This is a genomic window from Rhizobium sp. 01N447_2, assembly GCF_056399245.1.
On record NZ_JBFTQY010000058.1, the window covers coordinates 1 to 14,098 of the forward strand.

At 60.7% G+C, this 14,098-nt stretch carries 16 protein-coding genes; 5 read left to right on the forward strand and 11 right to left on the reverse strand.

The window, feature by feature from the left end; all coding sequences use genetic code 11:
• From AC1ECN_RS28635 to AC1ECN_RS28650, 4 genes are all read right to left on the reverse strand, one after another.
• Positions 1–430: porin (locus tag AC1ECN_RS28635; RefSeq protein WP_477954853.1), on the reverse strand; the 430-nt coding region annotated here is incomplete at its 3' end.
• Between the two features lie 715 nt (positions 431–1,145).
• A complete protein-coding gene (locus AC1ECN_RS28640) occupies positions 1,146–1,634 on the reverse strand; it encodes an Lrp/AsnC family transcriptional regulator (RefSeq protein WP_003540387.1) in 489 nt (162 codons plus the stop codon).
• A 69-nt stretch (positions 1,635–1,703) separates the two neighbouring features.
• Entirely contained in the window at positions 1,704–2,336 is a 633-nt protein-coding gene (locus AC1ECN_RS28645) for a uracil-DNA glycosylase family protein (RefSeq protein ID WP_130661729.1), read from the reverse strand.
• Between the two features lie 4 nt (positions 2,337–2,340).
• Entirely contained in the window at positions 2,341–2,898 is a 558-nt protein-coding gene (locus AC1ECN_RS28650) for a thermonuclease family protein (protein ID WP_477954854.1), read from the reverse strand.
• 106 nt (positions 2,899–3,004) lie between these two features.
• On the opposite strand from AC1ECN_RS28650, the gene AC1ECN_RS28655 reads away from it, so the two are divergent.
• On the forward strand, positions 3,005–4,540 hold the full coding sequence (locus AC1ECN_RS28655; protein WP_075224922.1) for a sensor histidine kinase: 1,536 nt from the start codon (positions 3,005–3,007) through the stop codon (positions 4,538–4,540).
• A gap of 105 nt (positions 4,541–4,645) precedes the next feature.
• Here AC1ECN_RS28655 and AC1ECN_RS28660 read toward each other — a convergent pair whose 3' ends face one another.
• Together AC1ECN_RS28660 and cobT are read right to left on the reverse strand one after the other, a co-directional pair.
• Positions 4,646–5,035 carry a diacylglycerol kinase gene (locus AC1ECN_RS28660; protein WP_018074639.1) on the reverse strand — a complete coding sequence of 130 codons (390 nt, stop codon included), beginning with the start codon at positions 5,033–5,035 and terminating at the stop codon, positions 4,646–4,648.
• A gap of 139 nt (positions 5,036–5,174) precedes the next feature.
• Positions 5,175–6,191, reverse strand: a complete 1,017-nt coding sequence (gene cobT / locus AC1ECN_RS28665; protein ID WP_477954855.1) for a nicotinate-nucleotide--dimethylbenzimidazole phosphoribosyltransferase — start codon at positions 6,189–6,191, stop codon at positions 5,175–5,177.
• A 157-nt stretch (positions 6,192–6,348) separates the two neighbouring features.
• On the opposite strand from cobT, the gene AC1ECN_RS28670 reads away from it, so the two are divergent.
• From AC1ECN_RS28670 to AC1ECN_RS28685, 4 genes are all read left to right on the forward strand, one after another.
• Positions 6,349–7,131 (forward strand): adenosylcobinamide-GDP ribazoletransferase, encoded by a 783-nt coding sequence (locus AC1ECN_RS28670; protein ID WP_130661730.1) that lies wholly within the window; start codon positions 6,349–6,351, stop codon positions 7,129–7,131.
• 18 nt (positions 7,132–7,149) lie between these two features.
• On the forward strand, positions 7,150–7,368 hold the full coding sequence (locus AC1ECN_RS28675) for a DUF1289 domain-containing protein (protein ID WP_130661731.1): 219 nt from the start codon (positions 7,150–7,152) through the stop codon (positions 7,366–7,368).
• Complete coding sequence (locus AC1ECN_RS28680) at positions 7,365–8,066, forward strand: TIGR02281 family clan AA aspartic protease (RefSeq protein ID WP_130661732.1); 702 nt, start codon at positions 7,365–7,367, stop codon at positions 8,064–8,066. Before AC1ECN_RS28675 ends, AC1ECN_RS28680 begins: the two co-directional genes overlap by 4 nt.
• A 166-nt stretch (positions 8,067–8,232) precedes the next feature.
• Complete coding sequence (locus tag AC1ECN_RS28685; protein ID WP_130661733.1) at positions 8,233–8,670, forward strand: EamA family transporter; 438 nt, start codon at positions 8,233–8,235, stop codon at positions 8,668–8,670.
• A 6-nt stretch (positions 8,671–8,676) separates the two neighbouring features.
• On the opposite strand, the gene AC1ECN_RS28690 is transcribed toward AC1ECN_RS28685, so the two are convergent.
• From AC1ECN_RS28690 to mgrA, 5 genes are all read right to left on the reverse strand, one after another.
• Positions 8,677–9,102: a hypothetical protein gene (locus AC1ECN_RS28690; RefSeq protein ID WP_018074634.1), complete on the reverse strand. Its 426-nt coding sequence runs from the start codon at positions 9,100–9,102 to the stop codon at positions 8,677–8,679.
• Positions 9,103–9,173: 71 nt separating this feature from the next.
• Complete coding sequence (locus AC1ECN_RS28695; RefSeq protein ID WP_477954857.1) at positions 9,174–9,935, reverse strand: ABC transporter permease; 762 nt, start codon at positions 9,933–9,935, stop codon at positions 9,174–9,176.
• Positions 9,932–10,858, reverse strand: a complete 927-nt coding sequence (locus tag AC1ECN_RS28700) for an ABC transporter ATP-binding protein (protein ID WP_018074632.1) — start codon at positions 10,856–10,858, stop codon at positions 9,932–9,934. Before AC1ECN_RS28700 ends, AC1ECN_RS28695 begins: the two co-directional genes overlap by 4 nt.
• 456 nt (positions 10,859–11,314) lie before the next feature.
• Positions 11,315–12,928 carry a glycoside hydrolase family 43 protein gene (locus AC1ECN_RS28705; protein ID WP_477954859.1) on the reverse strand — a complete coding sequence of 538 codons (1,614 nt, stop codon included), beginning with the start codon at positions 12,926–12,928 and terminating at the stop codon, positions 11,315–11,317.
• A 97-nt stretch (positions 12,929–13,025) separates the two neighbouring features.
• Complete coding sequence (gene mgrA / locus AC1ECN_RS28710) at positions 13,026–14,057, reverse strand: L-glyceraldehyde 3-phosphate reductase (protein WP_018074630.1); 1,032 nt, start codon at positions 14,055–14,057, stop codon at positions 13,026–13,028.
• Between the last annotated feature and the right edge of the window lie 41 nt (positions 14,058–14,098).

Consider the following 14,098-nt stretch of genomic DNA (forward strand, 5'->3'; position numbering starts at 1 on the left):
AGAGACCATCGTCCCACCAGCTGTAGAACAGACCGGCGCGGAAGCCCGCGACGTCGAGGTAAGCGGAGTCGAGGATGGCGTCCTGATCGGTGGCATTGTCAGCATTGAACTGCATGACGATGACGCCGGTCAGCGGACCATACTCGGTGTCGCTCTTGGCCGTGAACTGAACCTGACCGCGGGTGACGGCATCCCAGTCCGAATCGCCGCCGACATCTTCGCCAACGTTGACCTGGAAACGGATGTAGCCTTCGATCTTGAGGCAGGTTTCGGTGCCCGGGATGTAGAAGTAGCCGGTGCCGTAAGCGTCGCAGACGCGAACATATTCAACCGGTTCCGGCTCAGCAGCAACAATAGCGTCAGCTGCAAGAACCGGCGTCGATGCAGCAAATGCTGCTGCTGATGCAAGCAAAACCATTCTGATGTTCATTTACCAATCCATTCCTTTGTCGATCGGGGCTGGCTTCAGATCGGGTAGTCGATTTGAAGCCGGCCCAGTTTGAACAGCCATCTCGGCGTGCGGATCGATCGAACCGCCAAACCGTCATCACATACAAGGCTCTATCAAGCAATTGTCGATATACGCCAGATGGGTTCTCACGGGCTACTTTCCCCGGCAACGTGATTTTTATACAACAATTTCAAATATTTATACGAAAAACATGCAAAACGGCTCCGCGACGGAGATCCTCCATCGCAAGCCGCACACGCTACACCCATTGTCAAATTCTCCACCGTCCGACCCCGTCGAACATACTGGTGAAGCGCATAAACTCTACCGCCGGCTAACAAGCACAAACAAGGTGGCGGTTTAGAACATAGTGTTCTGAATTCGATACCAATGAGACAAAATTATGACATGTCGCCCACTGGTTTTATCGACCATAACCCCAGAATCCTTACCAGRCTATTCATTTTTCCAGGAATTTGGTTCGATTTGAGCGTTTTTTCGCTATTTTTGAGGCTTTTTTCAGTCGGGGGACCGCACATCCCCAAACTCGGCCTTGCTAACTGGCATTCCCACGTGCGGCCAGGATGTCACAAGTCGCCTCCAACGGGCATATCCGAGGTCGCAGACTCACGCCTGGTATGAGGCCGCGCTGGACTTTGCAGTGTCGCGTGCGGTCACGGCCGCACGCTTGACTTCAATCCTCGTTGGATTTGGCATTATCGAGAATCATGTAGTCGAGTGGCAGCTGCGTCGAATACTTGATCTGCTCCATCGCAAAGGCGGAGGAAACGTCGCGAATCTCGATCTTGGCGATCATCCGCTTATAAAAGGCGTCATAGGCGGCAATATCGGGCACGACGACTCGCAAGAGATAATCGACATCACCACTCATCCGGTAGAATTCCACCACTTCGGGGAATTCGGCGACCACCTCGGAAAAGCGGCGCAGCCATTCGATCGAATGGGTGGCAGTGCGAATCGACACGAAGACGGTGACCTTGGTGTTGACCTTCTCCGGATCGAGGATGGCGACTCGGCGCTTGATGACGCCGTCTTCTTCCATCTTCTGGATGCGCCGCCAGCATGGCGTCGTCGAGAGACCCACTTTCTTGGCGAGATCGGCAACGGCAAGCGTCGAATCTTCTTGCAGAAGACGCAGTATTTTTCGGTCGAGGCGGTCCATGCGCACAACAGTCCTTTCGAATTATTTTCTTTGTATAACTCGATTCCGCGCAACTAAAAGAATTTTGTTTCAGGAAAGCAGCGTTTTCGTCCGTTCCCGCAAGACCGGGAGCAATTCTTTCTCGAACCAGGGATTGCGCTTCAGCCAGCCGCTGTTGCGCCAGCTCGGATGCGGCAGCGGCAGCACGGCCGGCGATCGGTCGGACAGAAGACAGTCACGCCATGCCCGCACCGTCTCGGTCATATTGTCCCGCTTTTCACCGGCCATATGCCAGACCTGCGCATATTGGCCGATGACCAGCACCAGTTCGATTTGCGGCATGGCTGAGATCACTCTTTGCCGCCAGAACGGCGCGCATTCGCGCCGCGGCGGCAGATCGGCGCCCTTGTCGTCATAGCCAGGAAAGCAGAAGCCCATGGGCACGATGGCGAATCGGCCGCGGTCGTAGAAGCTTGCCCTGTCAACGCCGAGCCATGACCGCAACCGGTCGCCCGAGGCATCGTCGAATGGCAGGCCGCTCTCATGCACCCGAAGCCCCGGCGCCTGCCCGGCGATCAGGATGCGCGCGCTCGACGAGATCACCGCCACCGGCCGCGGCTCGTGCGGCAGCCGGTGTTCAGGGCCTTTCGCCGGCGTGTCACGACAGATCCGACAGGAGACGATCTCCCGCCGGAGCGTCTCCAGCATGGCTTCGTCGGTCATGACTTTACTCCCATCCGACGATCTGCGCGATGAAACGCAGGGCGCCGTCGAAACCCGACCTMTGGTGCGCATGATTGCGCACGTCGCGCGGCCGCTCGAAAGTTCCGGCCCAGAGGCCTGCCTTCTGAGCCCTCGCCTCGGCCTCCTGTTTGCCATAACCACCATAGGAAATGGCCATACCCCGGCGCACCATTGCGGCATTGATGTCACCGCCTGCCCCGCTCCGGCAGATGACGAGCAGCCTGTCGTAGCGGTCGCGCCGGCTGCCCTGACAAAGTGTTCCCGATGCCAGCACCATGTCCTGCAGCGCCTCGCGCGCCGCGCGCCCGCAGGCCCAGGCTTTCCCCGCCCGCTCGCAGCTCTGGTTGAGTTCCGGCGCATCGATGCCTTCGAGGCGCAAACGTTCGTCTCCCAATGTCAGACTGTCGCCGTCGGCAGCATGAAAGGCGCCGGCATGCTCGATTTTTGCTGTATCGTTGAGCTTGGCGGCGATCAGCGCCACGAGCGCCAGCAGGGCAAAAGCGGTCACGCCGTCGCGAATCAGGCGCAGGCCCCGTGTCACGCTTTCGCCTCCTTAAAAAACAAATCCTTGGCAAAGATGGCAAACATCTTCTTAAGAATTGCCGGTTAAGCTCTTATCCACCCTGGGATGAAGTTTCAACGTGCACATGAGTACCGGCGTAAGCACATCGACCGACAAGATCATCGTCGACAGGTCGCGCAGCCACCGCAACAAGGCCGTTTCCAAGGCCGTGCGGCAGACGCGCGAACGTCTTCAGTCCGGTCACGCGTCCAATTCCTCCTTCGATCTTGACGTGCTCAAGATGTATGTGGCGTCGGTGCTGCAGAGCGCGACGATCATGCCCCTCTTCGTCGTCATCATCACCGCGCTTGGCGTCTATTTCACCCAGAACACGCAATTGCTCTTCTGGGCGCTGCTGACGCTCACCTGTCACGCCGGTAATATCCTGCTCGCAAGGCGCGCGCGCCGGCAGGAGATTACCTCCGAGAGCGCCCGCAAATGGCGCCGGCTGCTGCTGCTCGGCCAGTTCCTCCTCGGCTGCTGCTGGGCCGTCTTTGCGCTGCAGGGCTGCGATACCTGCGAGCCGTCGAGCTTCATTCTTTATAAGGGCGCGACGCTGCTGATCGCGCTCTCCGTCACGGCGATGTCGAACTTCATGCTGACGCCGGCCGTGCTCGCCGCCTTTTCACCTGCGGTCCTGGCACTCGCCGCCAAGAGCGGCCTGTCACGCGACCTCCTCGAAATCAGCCTGACGGGGGCCTTCACCACCACCCTTGTCTTCTTCAATTATATCAGCGACCGGCTCTTCAAGTCGAACCTCAGGATTCTCTCCTATCAGTCGGAGAAGGACGACCTGATCGCCGAGCTGGAAGTGGCGAAATCGATGTCGGACGAGGCTCGCCGCCGCGCCGAAGAGGCAAACCTCGCCAAGTCGCGCTTCCTTGCCTCCATGTCGCACGAGCTCAGGACCCCGCTAAACGCCATCCTCGGCTTTTCCGAGGTGATGTCGGCCGAAGTCATGGGACCGCTCGCCAATCCGACCTACAAGGAATATGCCGGCGATATCCACCGCTCCGGCCAGCATCTGCTCGATCTCATCAACGAGATCCTCGACCTGTCGCGCATCGAGGCCGGCAAATACGAGCTGAGCGAAGAGGCGATTTCGCTGCTCGATATCACCGAAGATTGCATCGGCATGGTCCAGTTGCGCGCCCGCGCCAAGAACATTGCCATTTCGGACCAGTTCGAGCGGCAACTGCCGGCCATCTGGGCGGATGAGAAGTCGATGCGCCAGGTGGTGCTCAACCTTCTCTCCAATGCCGTCAAGTTCACGCCGCAGGGCGGCGAGATCCACGTCAAGGTCGGCTGGACAGCTGGCGGCGGACAGTACATCTCGATCAAGGACAACGGACCCGGCATTCCGGAAGAAGAGATTCCTGTCGTCCTGTCGGCCTTCGGTCAGGGCTCGATCGCCATCAAGAGCGCCGAACAGGGTACCGGCCTCGGTCTGCCGATCGTCCAGGCGATCCTTGCCAAGCATGACGGACAGTTCCTGCTGAAATCGAAGCTACGTGAAGGCACCGAAGTTATCGCCATCCTGCCCGCCAAACGCGTGCTCCAGAGCCTGCCGGCCGTCGAGGAGGCTCAGGCCGTCGCGCGCAAGCGCAAGAGTTTTGCCTGATTCAGCTAAAGCATGATGCCGAAAAGTGTGATCGGTTTTCGGGCAACATCATGCTCCAATTTTTAGACTTGGATCCGGATGACTTCAGGCCGATCCAGCGTGAAATCATCCGGATCCAAAGAACAGGTGCTTGCTGAGGACGAAGCCGAGATAGAGGCAGCAGGCGGCGATCATGCAGGTCACCGCGAATGAGCCGAGATCCTTGGCATGTTTGCCGACGATTGAAATCTCCGGCGAAATCCGGTCGATCACCTCTTCAACGGCGGTATTCATCGCCTCCATCGAAAAGAGCCCGAGAAACAGAAGCACTGCGACGACGATCTCGCCCGCAGTCGCTCCCACCAGCGCCAACGCCGCGATCGAAACGACGAAGAAACCGAGTTCCTGGCGGAAGGCCGCCTCTTTCAGCGCCCGCAGGAAGCCCGCCCAAGAGTAGCTGGCGGCAGCGATGAAATGCCGAAGTCCGCTCTCTTTCGTCACCGCAGGCTTCGTCAAGATGCCCTCTCCTCTTACCGTTGCATCACAGACCGGGAGGGGCTTTGCCGTCTCCTCTTTGATGAGCGAATACGCAAATACCGAATCCACTTGAGGCGCGCAAGCGAACGCGTGCGGATCGACGGCGCCCACCGCGGCCTTAATGCTTATTCGACACACCTGCCTGGGCGAAAGTCGCCATGCCGGAATGACAGGCGGCAGCCGCCTTGACGATACCGGCGGCAAGCGCCGCACCGGTGCCTTCGCCGAGCCGCATACCGAGCGCCAGAAGCGGCGTCTTGCCGAGCATCTCGATTGCGCGAAGATGCCCGGGCTCGCCGGAGACATGGCCGATCAGGCAATGATCGAGCGCGGACGGATTGGCGGCTTTCAGGATCGCCGCCGCCGCGGTCGCGACATAACCGTCGATCAGCACCGGGATGCGCTCCATGCGGGCGGCAAGAATGGCGCCGGCCATCKCCGCGATCTCGCGGCCGCCGAGCCGGCGCATGATCTCGAGCGGATCGTCGAGATGGTCACCATGCAGTGCCACCGCCTTTTCCACCGCCGCGATCTTGCGCTCCAGCATCTCGCCTTCCGAACCGGTGCCGGGTCCCACCCAGTCGCGCGCAGAACCGCCGTAGAGCGCATAGTTGATCGCCGCCGCAATCGTCGTATTGCCGATGCCCATCTCGCCGATGCAAAGCAGGTCGGTGCCGCCGGCGATTGCCTCCATGCCGAAGGCCATGGTCGCGGCGCAATCGCGCTCGGAAAGCGCGGCCTCCTCGGTAATGTCGCCGGTGGGATAATCGAGCGCCAGGTCGAAGACTTTCAGCCCGAGATCATAGGCAACACAGATCTGGTTGATCGCAGCACCGCCGGCCGCGAAGTTCTCGACCATCTGTTGCGTCACCGTGGGCGGAAAGGGCGTGATGCCCTGTTTGGTGACACCGTGATTGCCGGCAAAGATCGCCACCAGCGGCCGATTGACGGCGGGTGTGCGGCCCGTCCAGGCGGCAAGCCAGAAGGCGATCTCCTCGAGCCGTCCGAGCGCGCCCGGCGGCTTCGTCAGTTGCGCGTCGCGTTCGCGGGCAGCCACCAGCGCGCGGGCATCCGGCCCAGGCAGGTCGCGGAGCAGGGTACGGAAATCGTCGAACGGCAGGCCTGAAACGCTCATTTGTGCGGTTTTCCTATGAATCCGGGTATTCTTGTTTTTTCCACGCAAATCAGCTTCCTTGCGGGTGGCAACTCTCTTAAAGCGGGCGGACGAGGCGAACAACTCCAAAAGCGCCGCCGCGACCATAAGCCGAGACCTCCGGGCGGAACGAAGTAGAATGAAGATCAAGGATCATGCGGTCGATACCGCCCGCGCCGTCGCCTTCCTCAGCCGTATTCCCCTGCCGCAATCACTGTTCAAAGGCTATGACGGCAGGCTTGGCCGGCTGGTGCGCGCCTTTCCCTTCGCCGGCATCGTCATCGGCTTTGTCCCCGCACTCGCCCTCCTCCTGCTTTTGGGGCTGCGCGCCGATCCGCTGATGGCGGCCCTGATCGCGCTTTCCGTCCAGGTCCTCGTCACCGGGGCGCTGCACGAGGACGGCCTGGCCGATACGGCCGATGGCATTGGCGGCGGCAAGAGCCGCGAGCAGAGCCTCCTCATCATGAAGGACAGCCGGATCGGCACCTATGGCGCGATAGCGCTGATCCTCTCTTTCGCGATCCGCGCAGCCGCGCTTGCAGCTATCGCCGGCCATTCCTCGCCGCTCGCTGCCGCCCTTGCCATTCCCGCCGTCGCGGCCCTCAGTCGCGGCGCCATCGCCTGGCACTGGCAACGGCTGCCGCCGGCAAAGGCCGATGGCGTAGCCGCCTCGACCGGCCAGCCGGATGAGGCGGCGATGCAGTTTGCGCTCGCCTCGGCCGGCCTCGTCGCAGCGCTTCTGATCTGGCCGGCTTTCGGCCTGCGGCCGCTCATCGCAAGCCTGCTCGCCACCGGTATCGCAGGCCTTGCCTTCACCGCTTTCATCCGCCGCAAGCTTGCCGGCCACACCGGCGATACGCTGGGCGCGACGCAGCAGATTTGCGAGATCGCCACTCTTTGCGCCCTTGCCACCGCTCTTTGAAACTCCGATATATCCTTCATGCAAACACCCTGCATTCACCTCTGCTCCCTCGTTTCAGCCACCGGATTTTGCGCCGGATGCGGGCGGACTCTTCAGGAAATCAGCAGCTGGATGAGCTACTCCGACATCGAGCGAAGACAGATCATGGCACTGCTGCCGGCAAGGCTTGCAGGTTCCGCCACGGTGCCGAACCATATCAAATCAAGCCTCGTCGCCGGGCCGGAGCGGCCTTTATGATTCGTTTGACTGTCTTCCTCGTCGTAATCGGCATCGGCCTTGCCGTGCTGATCGTCAACAATGACAACAGCCGCATCCTCGGCCTGCAGAGTGATGACTTCGGCCGTGTCGTCTACCTGCTGCCGATCGCGCTGATGCTATCGGCCGGCATCTGGGCGAGCCGGCGCAGCGTCGGTGAAACGATGCGACATATGATGATCTGGCTGGTCATCATCCTGGCACTCGTGACCGTCTATCTCTATCGCCAGGAAGCACTCGGCGTCGGCAACAGGCTGCTCGCCGGTCTCGTTCCCGGCCGTGCCGTTGTCGTCACGACAAGCGAGGGCGGCCAGGAAATCATTCTGCACAAGCTGCTGAACGGCCATTTCGAAGCCGATGTCGCTGTCAACGGCCAGACGATCGAGATGCTCGTCGATACCGGCGCCAGCATGGTGGCGCTGTCGCGCGAAGATGCCGAACGGATCGGTATCGACCTCTCCCGCCTCACCTATTCCATGACGGTCATGACAGCCAACGGCCGCGGCCGCGCAGCACCTGTCACCCTCGACCAGGTGGCGATCGGCCCGATCGTCCGCAACAATGTCGCAGCCAGCGTCTCCGAGGACGGCCGGCTCGACCAGAGCCTGCTCGGTATGAGCTTCCTGGAAACGCTGGGCTCGCTGCAGATGCAGACCGACGAACTCCGTATGCGCGACTAATTGCGGCTCCGCCGCTTTACGGCGACGACCGGATCTGACAGCTTGAGCCCAAGAACAACAAGACCACAAAGAGCAAAAAGAAACTCCTAGTCTGGTGGCACCGCATGTTCGACCGGCCTTTGCCCAAGGCGAGGCCTTGACCCATGGGTGCGACAGGAGTTTCGCAATGAATTCACTCTGGCCGATCGTCATCGGCGGCATTCTGCCTGCCATTTTCTGGGGCATCACCGCCATCTTCCAGAAGCAGAGTGCGACCGCCGCCACCGGCTCCGCCGTCTATCTGATCGCCTTCGGCGCTGCCTGCGCGCTCGCCGGCGTGATCGCCGCACTGATCTGGCGCCCCGCCCCCTGGACCGCCGAGGGCCTTGGCTTTGCCGCCACATCAGGCGCCTGCTTTGCCGTCGGTACCGGCCTCATCAGCTTTACGCTCTTCGCCTACGGCGTCCCGGTCTCGAAACTCGCCCCAATCTGGAGCTGCAACGTGCTGGTGACCCTGGCAATCGGCGCCGTCTTTCTCGGCGAAGCCTCTGATCTGAACATGGTCAAGCTCACCGCCGGCACGCTGCTCATCATATCGGGCGCGTTGCTCGTCAGCAGCGCCTGAGGGGAATCAGTAAGAGATGAGGACTTTACCGATCCTCGGGCGTCGCCTCACAACCAGCAGAGTCGTGATACCAGAGTCAGCCTCACCGGACAAAATATCGACAGTCGCTCGCCGACCGGAGAAATCGATCCGCGATCGCGAATTCTGGAAGGAACAAGGATTGGGTAAGCAATAGATACCCAATTCACCATGGGCCTTTGAGCCCGAATACAACGTGATCGTGAGATCGATGGTTGGATCGGTTTCGTCAGCGAGACTGCAGGGGCTATCTGGAAGGCATGACACCTCAGCAGAGAAAGGCTCCTTTCCCTCCATCACCACGGCATAGGTAACCTTGATGGGATGGGCGGTCTCCTGCGACAGGCTTTGCTGCGGGATTAGACAATAGATCGAAGCGATTGCGACACATCCAAGCACATTGCTGGTGACCATCAGATTGCCCCATGACCGATGACGTCTTGCTGAGCAATCCTTCATGTTGAAATTGCGGCATTTCTGCCGGATCAGTTGCGCAGCCGGTAGCCGGTCTTGAAGATCCAGCCGAGTGTTCCCAGGCAGATCACCAGGAACACTGTGATCATCGCCAGGCTGATCGCCGGGTTGACGTCGGCGATCCCGTAAAAACTCCAGCGGAAGCCGCTGACGAGATAGAGCACCGGGTTGAGGTGGCTGACCGCCTGCCAGAACGGCGGCAGCATGCTGACGGAATAGAAGCTCCCGCCGAGGAAGGTCAGCGGCGGCACGACCAGCATGGGAATGAGGTTCAGCTGCTCGAAATTACCGGCCCAGATGCCGATCATGAAGCCGAACAGGCTGAAGGTGATCGCCGTCAACAAGAAAAATAGGATCATCATGAAGGGATGTTCGATCCTGACGTCGACGAAGAGATTGGCGGTCAGGAGGATGATGAAGCCGATGATCATGCCCTTGGTCGCCGCCGCCCCGACATAACCGAGCAGGATCTCAGTCATCGCTACCGGCGCCGAAAGCACCTCGTAGATCGTGCYGGTGAATTTCGGGAAATAGATGCCGAAAGAGCCGTTGCTGATGCACTGGCCAAGCAGCGTCAGCATGATCAAGCCGGGCGTAATAAAGGCGCCGTAGGACACGCCCTCCACCTCCTGAATGCGTGATCCCACAGCGGCGCCGAAGACGATGAAATAGAGCGAGGTTGAGATGACGGGCGAGATGACGCTCTGCAGCAGCGTGCGGCGCGTGCGCGCCATCTCGAAGAAATAGATGGATTTGACGGCCTCGACGTTCATTTGCTCGCTCCCACCAGCGCCACGAAGATGTCCTCGAGCGAGCTTTGCCGCGTCGAGAGATCCTTGAAATGGATATTGTTCTCGCCGAGCCGGGTCAGCAGAGCCGCAATGCTTTCCTGCTCATCGTCAGTGTCGAAATCATAGGTCAGGCGGTTGCCGTCTGCCTCCAGCGTCAGTCCATTGCCGGCAAAACAATCCGGCAGCCCGCTCAGCGGTTCGGTGAGATCGAGGATGAGCTGCTTGCGGCCGAGCTTGGCCATCAGCGTCGCCTTGTCCTCCACGAGCAGCAATTCGCCGCCGTTGATGACTCCGACGCGGTCGGCGATTTCCTCGGCCTCTTCGATATAATGGGTGGTCAGGATGATGGTGACGCCGGAGGCCCGAAGCTCTTCGACGACATGCCACATGTCCTTGCGCAGCGTCACGTCGACGCCGGCGGTCGGCTCGTCGAGGAAAAGAATATCCGGCTCATGGGATAGCGCCTTGGCGATCAGCACCCGCCGCTTCATGCCGCCGGAGAGCTGGCGCAGCATATTGTCCTTCTTGTCCCAGAGCGAGAGCGCGCGGAGCACCTTCTCGATATGGGCAGGATTGGCTTTCTTGCCGTGCAGACCGCGCGAAAAGCTTACCGTATTGAACACCGTTTCGAACTGATCGGTGGTCAGCTCCTGCGGCACTAGCCCGATCATCCCGCGGGTGGCGCGGAAATCCTTCACGACGTCGCGGCCGGCGACCAGTACCCGGCCGCCGCTTGGATTGGCGATGCCGCAGATGATCGAGATCAGCGTCGTCTTGCCGGCACCGTTCGGCCCGAGCAGCGCCAGAATCTCACCCTTTTCGACGTCTAGGTTGATGCCCTTCAGGGCCTCGAACCCATTGGCGTAGGTCTTGGTAAGGTTTTGAACGGAAATGATGGGGGCCATGCGGGACTCTTGCGGATTCTCGGGGGTTACTTCGGCCCGCTATATAGTCCCTTTGTAACGCTTTAACATCCTTAAGCCTATGAACACTGCATTCGCGCGCTGCTAACATAGTTGGCCCGCCGAAGCGGTTGGCCGGCGAAAGAAAGGCAGCAACCGGCTTCAGATGTCATCATCCGGTGATCTTCGTGCCCGATAAGAGAGCCGAGGTCAGCACCGGCATCCGCCCCGCCGCCCACCCCTTTGCGGAGCCGTCTCCGGGTGTTCTCGTTGCGCCCCATTTTTGCTGCCTCGGCATGTAGTGAAAGTTATTGTTCAGTCACGAAGTGCTTGGAACCGGCCAGTATCCCCTGTTCAGCCGCGTTCCGTCTTAGCCGGCCCTGCGCCGGCTTTCTTTTTTCGTTCTGCACCTCATTCTTTCCGTGGTCCACCGCGGATGAAAGCGACCAGGGGTGCCCCTCACAGCTCGTCGTAATTGAACCAGTCAAAATCCGCGATCTTCGCCCGGCCTGACGTGTCGAAGRCAAACACGCCGGCGAAAGCGCCGGTGAAGGAGCCGTGTTCGCCGCGTCCGCCCTCGTCTGAGATCACACCGGCGTCGAGGACCGGGCCGATCGGCTGCCAGGCGCCCTTGCCCTCGGTCTGCCAGAAGAATTGCAGGTCGTTCTCGCGGATTTCCATGGCGAGCTGGACACGACCCTCGGCGGCAATCGCCACGCCGCTTTCGGCGGGAAAGCTCAGCCGTCCGTTCGGGTAGTCGCCGTTGCAGGAGAGGATCGTCACGCAGCGGCCCAGTGTCTCGTGCAGCGTCACGGCGACGGCGTGGAATTTGTGGCGGTTGTAGTAATGCGTCAGCCCCGCCACCTGCTGGTAGGTGTCGGGCGAGAATTCGACCACGGTCTCGGCACGGAAACTGTGATGCTCCTGGCGGCGGGCAACCAGCGACTGTTCGAACCAGGAGCCGATGCTTTCGCGCGCAATCAGGCGCAGATGGCCGGCACGATCCGTCAGGTTGAAGATGCGCGCGGGCTCTGGCGTGCGCAGCCATTGGAAATCGGCGGGCAGCGTGCCGCCATCGAAGCTGTATTCGCTGCGCATCGGCTTTTCCACCGGCACCGCGCCAAAGAGGCCCGGCACATCGACATCGGGCACTGAGGTGCCGTTTTCAAGATAGAGCCAGTCATCGTCGCGCCAGACGCATTTCTGTAAGGACGTCTCGCGCCCCAGCGTGCAGCGCCGTTTCGGTGGCAGCGGCCGGCCGCAGAGATGGGTGTGATAGGCCTCCCCCTCCGGCGTCTCGACATATTGGCCATGCCCTGCTCGCTGCAGCACTGCGCCCGGATGATCCTTGGAGGTGATGAGATGCATGTTCGGATGCATCTCATAGGGCCCGTCGATATCGCGCGACCGCGCCATGGTGACGGCATGGTCGTAGCCGGTGCCGCCCTCGGCGGTGGTCAGATAATACCAGCCATTGCGCTTGAAGAGATGCGGGCCCTCGACGAGGCCGAGTGGGCTGCCGGCGAAGACGTTCTTGATCGGCCCCTTCAACGCCTTTGTCGCCGGATCCCATTCCTGCAGCAGGATGCCGTCGAAGGCCGGCGATTTCGGCGAGCCGCCATAGCTTTCGGTGCGGTGGTTCCACTGCATGTTGACGAACCACTTGCGGCCGTCATCGTCGTGGAAGAGCGAGGGATCGAAGCCGGAGGAATTGACATAGACCGGCTCGGACCATTCGGCCTCGATCGTAGGTGCAGTGACGATGTAGTTCGGCGCGTCCTTGAAATTGCCGTCGTAGCGCTTGACGTCGGTATAGACCAGCCAGAACTGCCCGTCGGCATAGGACAGGCACGGCGCCCAGATGCCGCAGCTATCGGGATTGCCGCGCATGTCGAGCTGCGATCTGCGCTCCAGCGGCCGGCGCACCAGCGTCCAGTTCACCAGGTCGCGCGAATGGTGGATCTGCACGCCGGGATACCATTCGAAGGTCGAGGTGGCGATGTAATAATCCGCGCCGACGCGGCAGATCGACGGATCGGGGTTGAACCCCGGCAGAATGGGATTGCGGATCATGACAGGGTCTCCTCCGACCGGCGGTGCTTTTTTGCTGTACGTACATCAGATTATAGCAGAAAAAGGCCCGGAAGACTTGCCTCCGGGCCTGACGTGACTATTCGCGTTCGGCGGACTTGGCCCAGAGGTTGATGTCGGCCTCGCGGGCGTAGACGTCGATCTCGGCAAGCTCCTCGACGCTGAATTCGAGATTGTCGAGCGCTTTGACGCAATCGACGATCTGCGACGAGCGGCTTGCGCCGATCAGCGCCGAGGTCACGCGCCCGCCACGCAGCACCCAGGCGATCGCCATCTGCGCCAGAGTCTGGCCGCGCCTTTCGGCGATCTCGTTGAGCTTGCGGATATTGTCGATGATCGAGGGGCGGATGTAGTCACGCTTCAGGAAATGGTTTTGCGCCGCGCGGCTGTCTTCGGGAATGCCGCCGAGATATTTCGTCGTCAGCATGCCCTGGGCAAGCGGCGAAAAGACGATCGAGCCCATGCCGACCTCGTCGAGCGTATCGAGCAGCCTGTCGTCCTCGACCCAGCGGTTGAGCATCGAATAACTCGGCTGGTGGATCAGGCACGGCGTACCGAGCTCCTTGAGGATTGCCGCGGCTTCTCTCGAGCGCTGCGAATTATAGGAGGAGATGCCGACATAGAGTGCCCGGCCGGAACGGACGATATGGTCGAGCGCGCCGCAGGTCTCTTCCAGCGGTGTTTCTGGGTCGAAGCGGTGTGAATAGAAGATGTCGACATAGTCGAGGCCCATCCGCTTCAGGCTCTGATCGCAGGAGGCGATCAGATACTTGCGGCTGCCCCATTCGCCGTAAGGGCCAGGCCACATGTCGTAGCCGGCCTTGGATGAGATGATCAACTCGTCGCGAAGCCCGACGAATTCGGTACGCATGATTTCGCCGAAGGCGGTCTCGGCGCTGCCGGGAGGCGGGCCGTAATTGTTGGCGAGGTCGAAATGGGTGATGCCGAGGTCGAAGGCCGTGCGGCACATATCGATTTTGCGGTCATGCGGCGTGTCGCCGCCGAAATTGTGCCAGAGGCCGAGGGAGACGGCCGGGAGCTTCAGGCCGGAACGGCCCGTGCGGTTATATTTCATTTTCGAATAACGGTCTGCGGCCGGTTGCCAGCTCATCTGAATGTCTCCTTGATAAAATAGCTATATGGTCGTCATGA

Excerpts from the sequence above, each read along its gene's own strand:
- AC1ECN_RS28690 (WP_018074634.1), bottom strand. The coding sequence starts at position 9,102 with ATGGTCACCAGCAATGTGCTTGGATGTGTCGCAATCGCTTCGATCTAT.
- AC1ECN_RS28675 (WP_130661731.1), top strand. The coding sequence starts at position 7,150 with ATGCAAACACCCTGCATTCACCTCTGCTCCCTCGTTTCAGCCACCGGA.
- AC1ECN_RS28655 (WP_075224922.1), top strand. The coding sequence starts at position 3,005 with ATGAGTACCGGCGTAAGCACATCGACCGACAAGATCATCGTCGACAGG.
- AC1ECN_RS28685 (WP_130661733.1), top strand. The coding sequence starts at position 8,233 with ATGAATTCACTCTGGCCGATCGTCATCGGCGGCATTCTGCCTGCCATT.
- AC1ECN_RS28640 (WP_003540387.1), bottom strand. The coding sequence starts at position 1,634 with ATGGACCGCCTCGACCGAAAAATACTGCGTCTTCTGCAAGAAGATTCG.
- AC1ECN_RS28680 (WP_130661732.1), top strand. The coding sequence starts at position 7,365 with ATGATTCGTTTGACTGTCTTCCTCGTCGTAATCGGCATCGGCCTTGCC.
- AC1ECN_RS28645 (WP_130661729.1), bottom strand. The coding sequence starts at position 2,336 with ATGACCGACGAAGCCATGCTGGAGACGCTCCGGCGGGAGATCGTCTCC.
- AC1ECN_RS28670 (WP_130661730.1), top strand. The coding sequence starts at position 6,349 with ATGAAGATCAAGGATCATGCGGTCGATACCGCCCGCGCCGTCGCCTTC.
- AC1ECN_RS28700 (WP_018074632.1), bottom strand. The coding sequence starts at position 10,858 with ATGGCCCCCATCATTTCCGTTCAAAACCTTACCAAGACCTACGCCAAT.
- mgrA (WP_018074630.1), bottom strand. The coding sequence starts at position 14,057 with ATGAGCTGGCAACCGGCCGCAGACCGTTATTCGAAAATGAAATATAAC.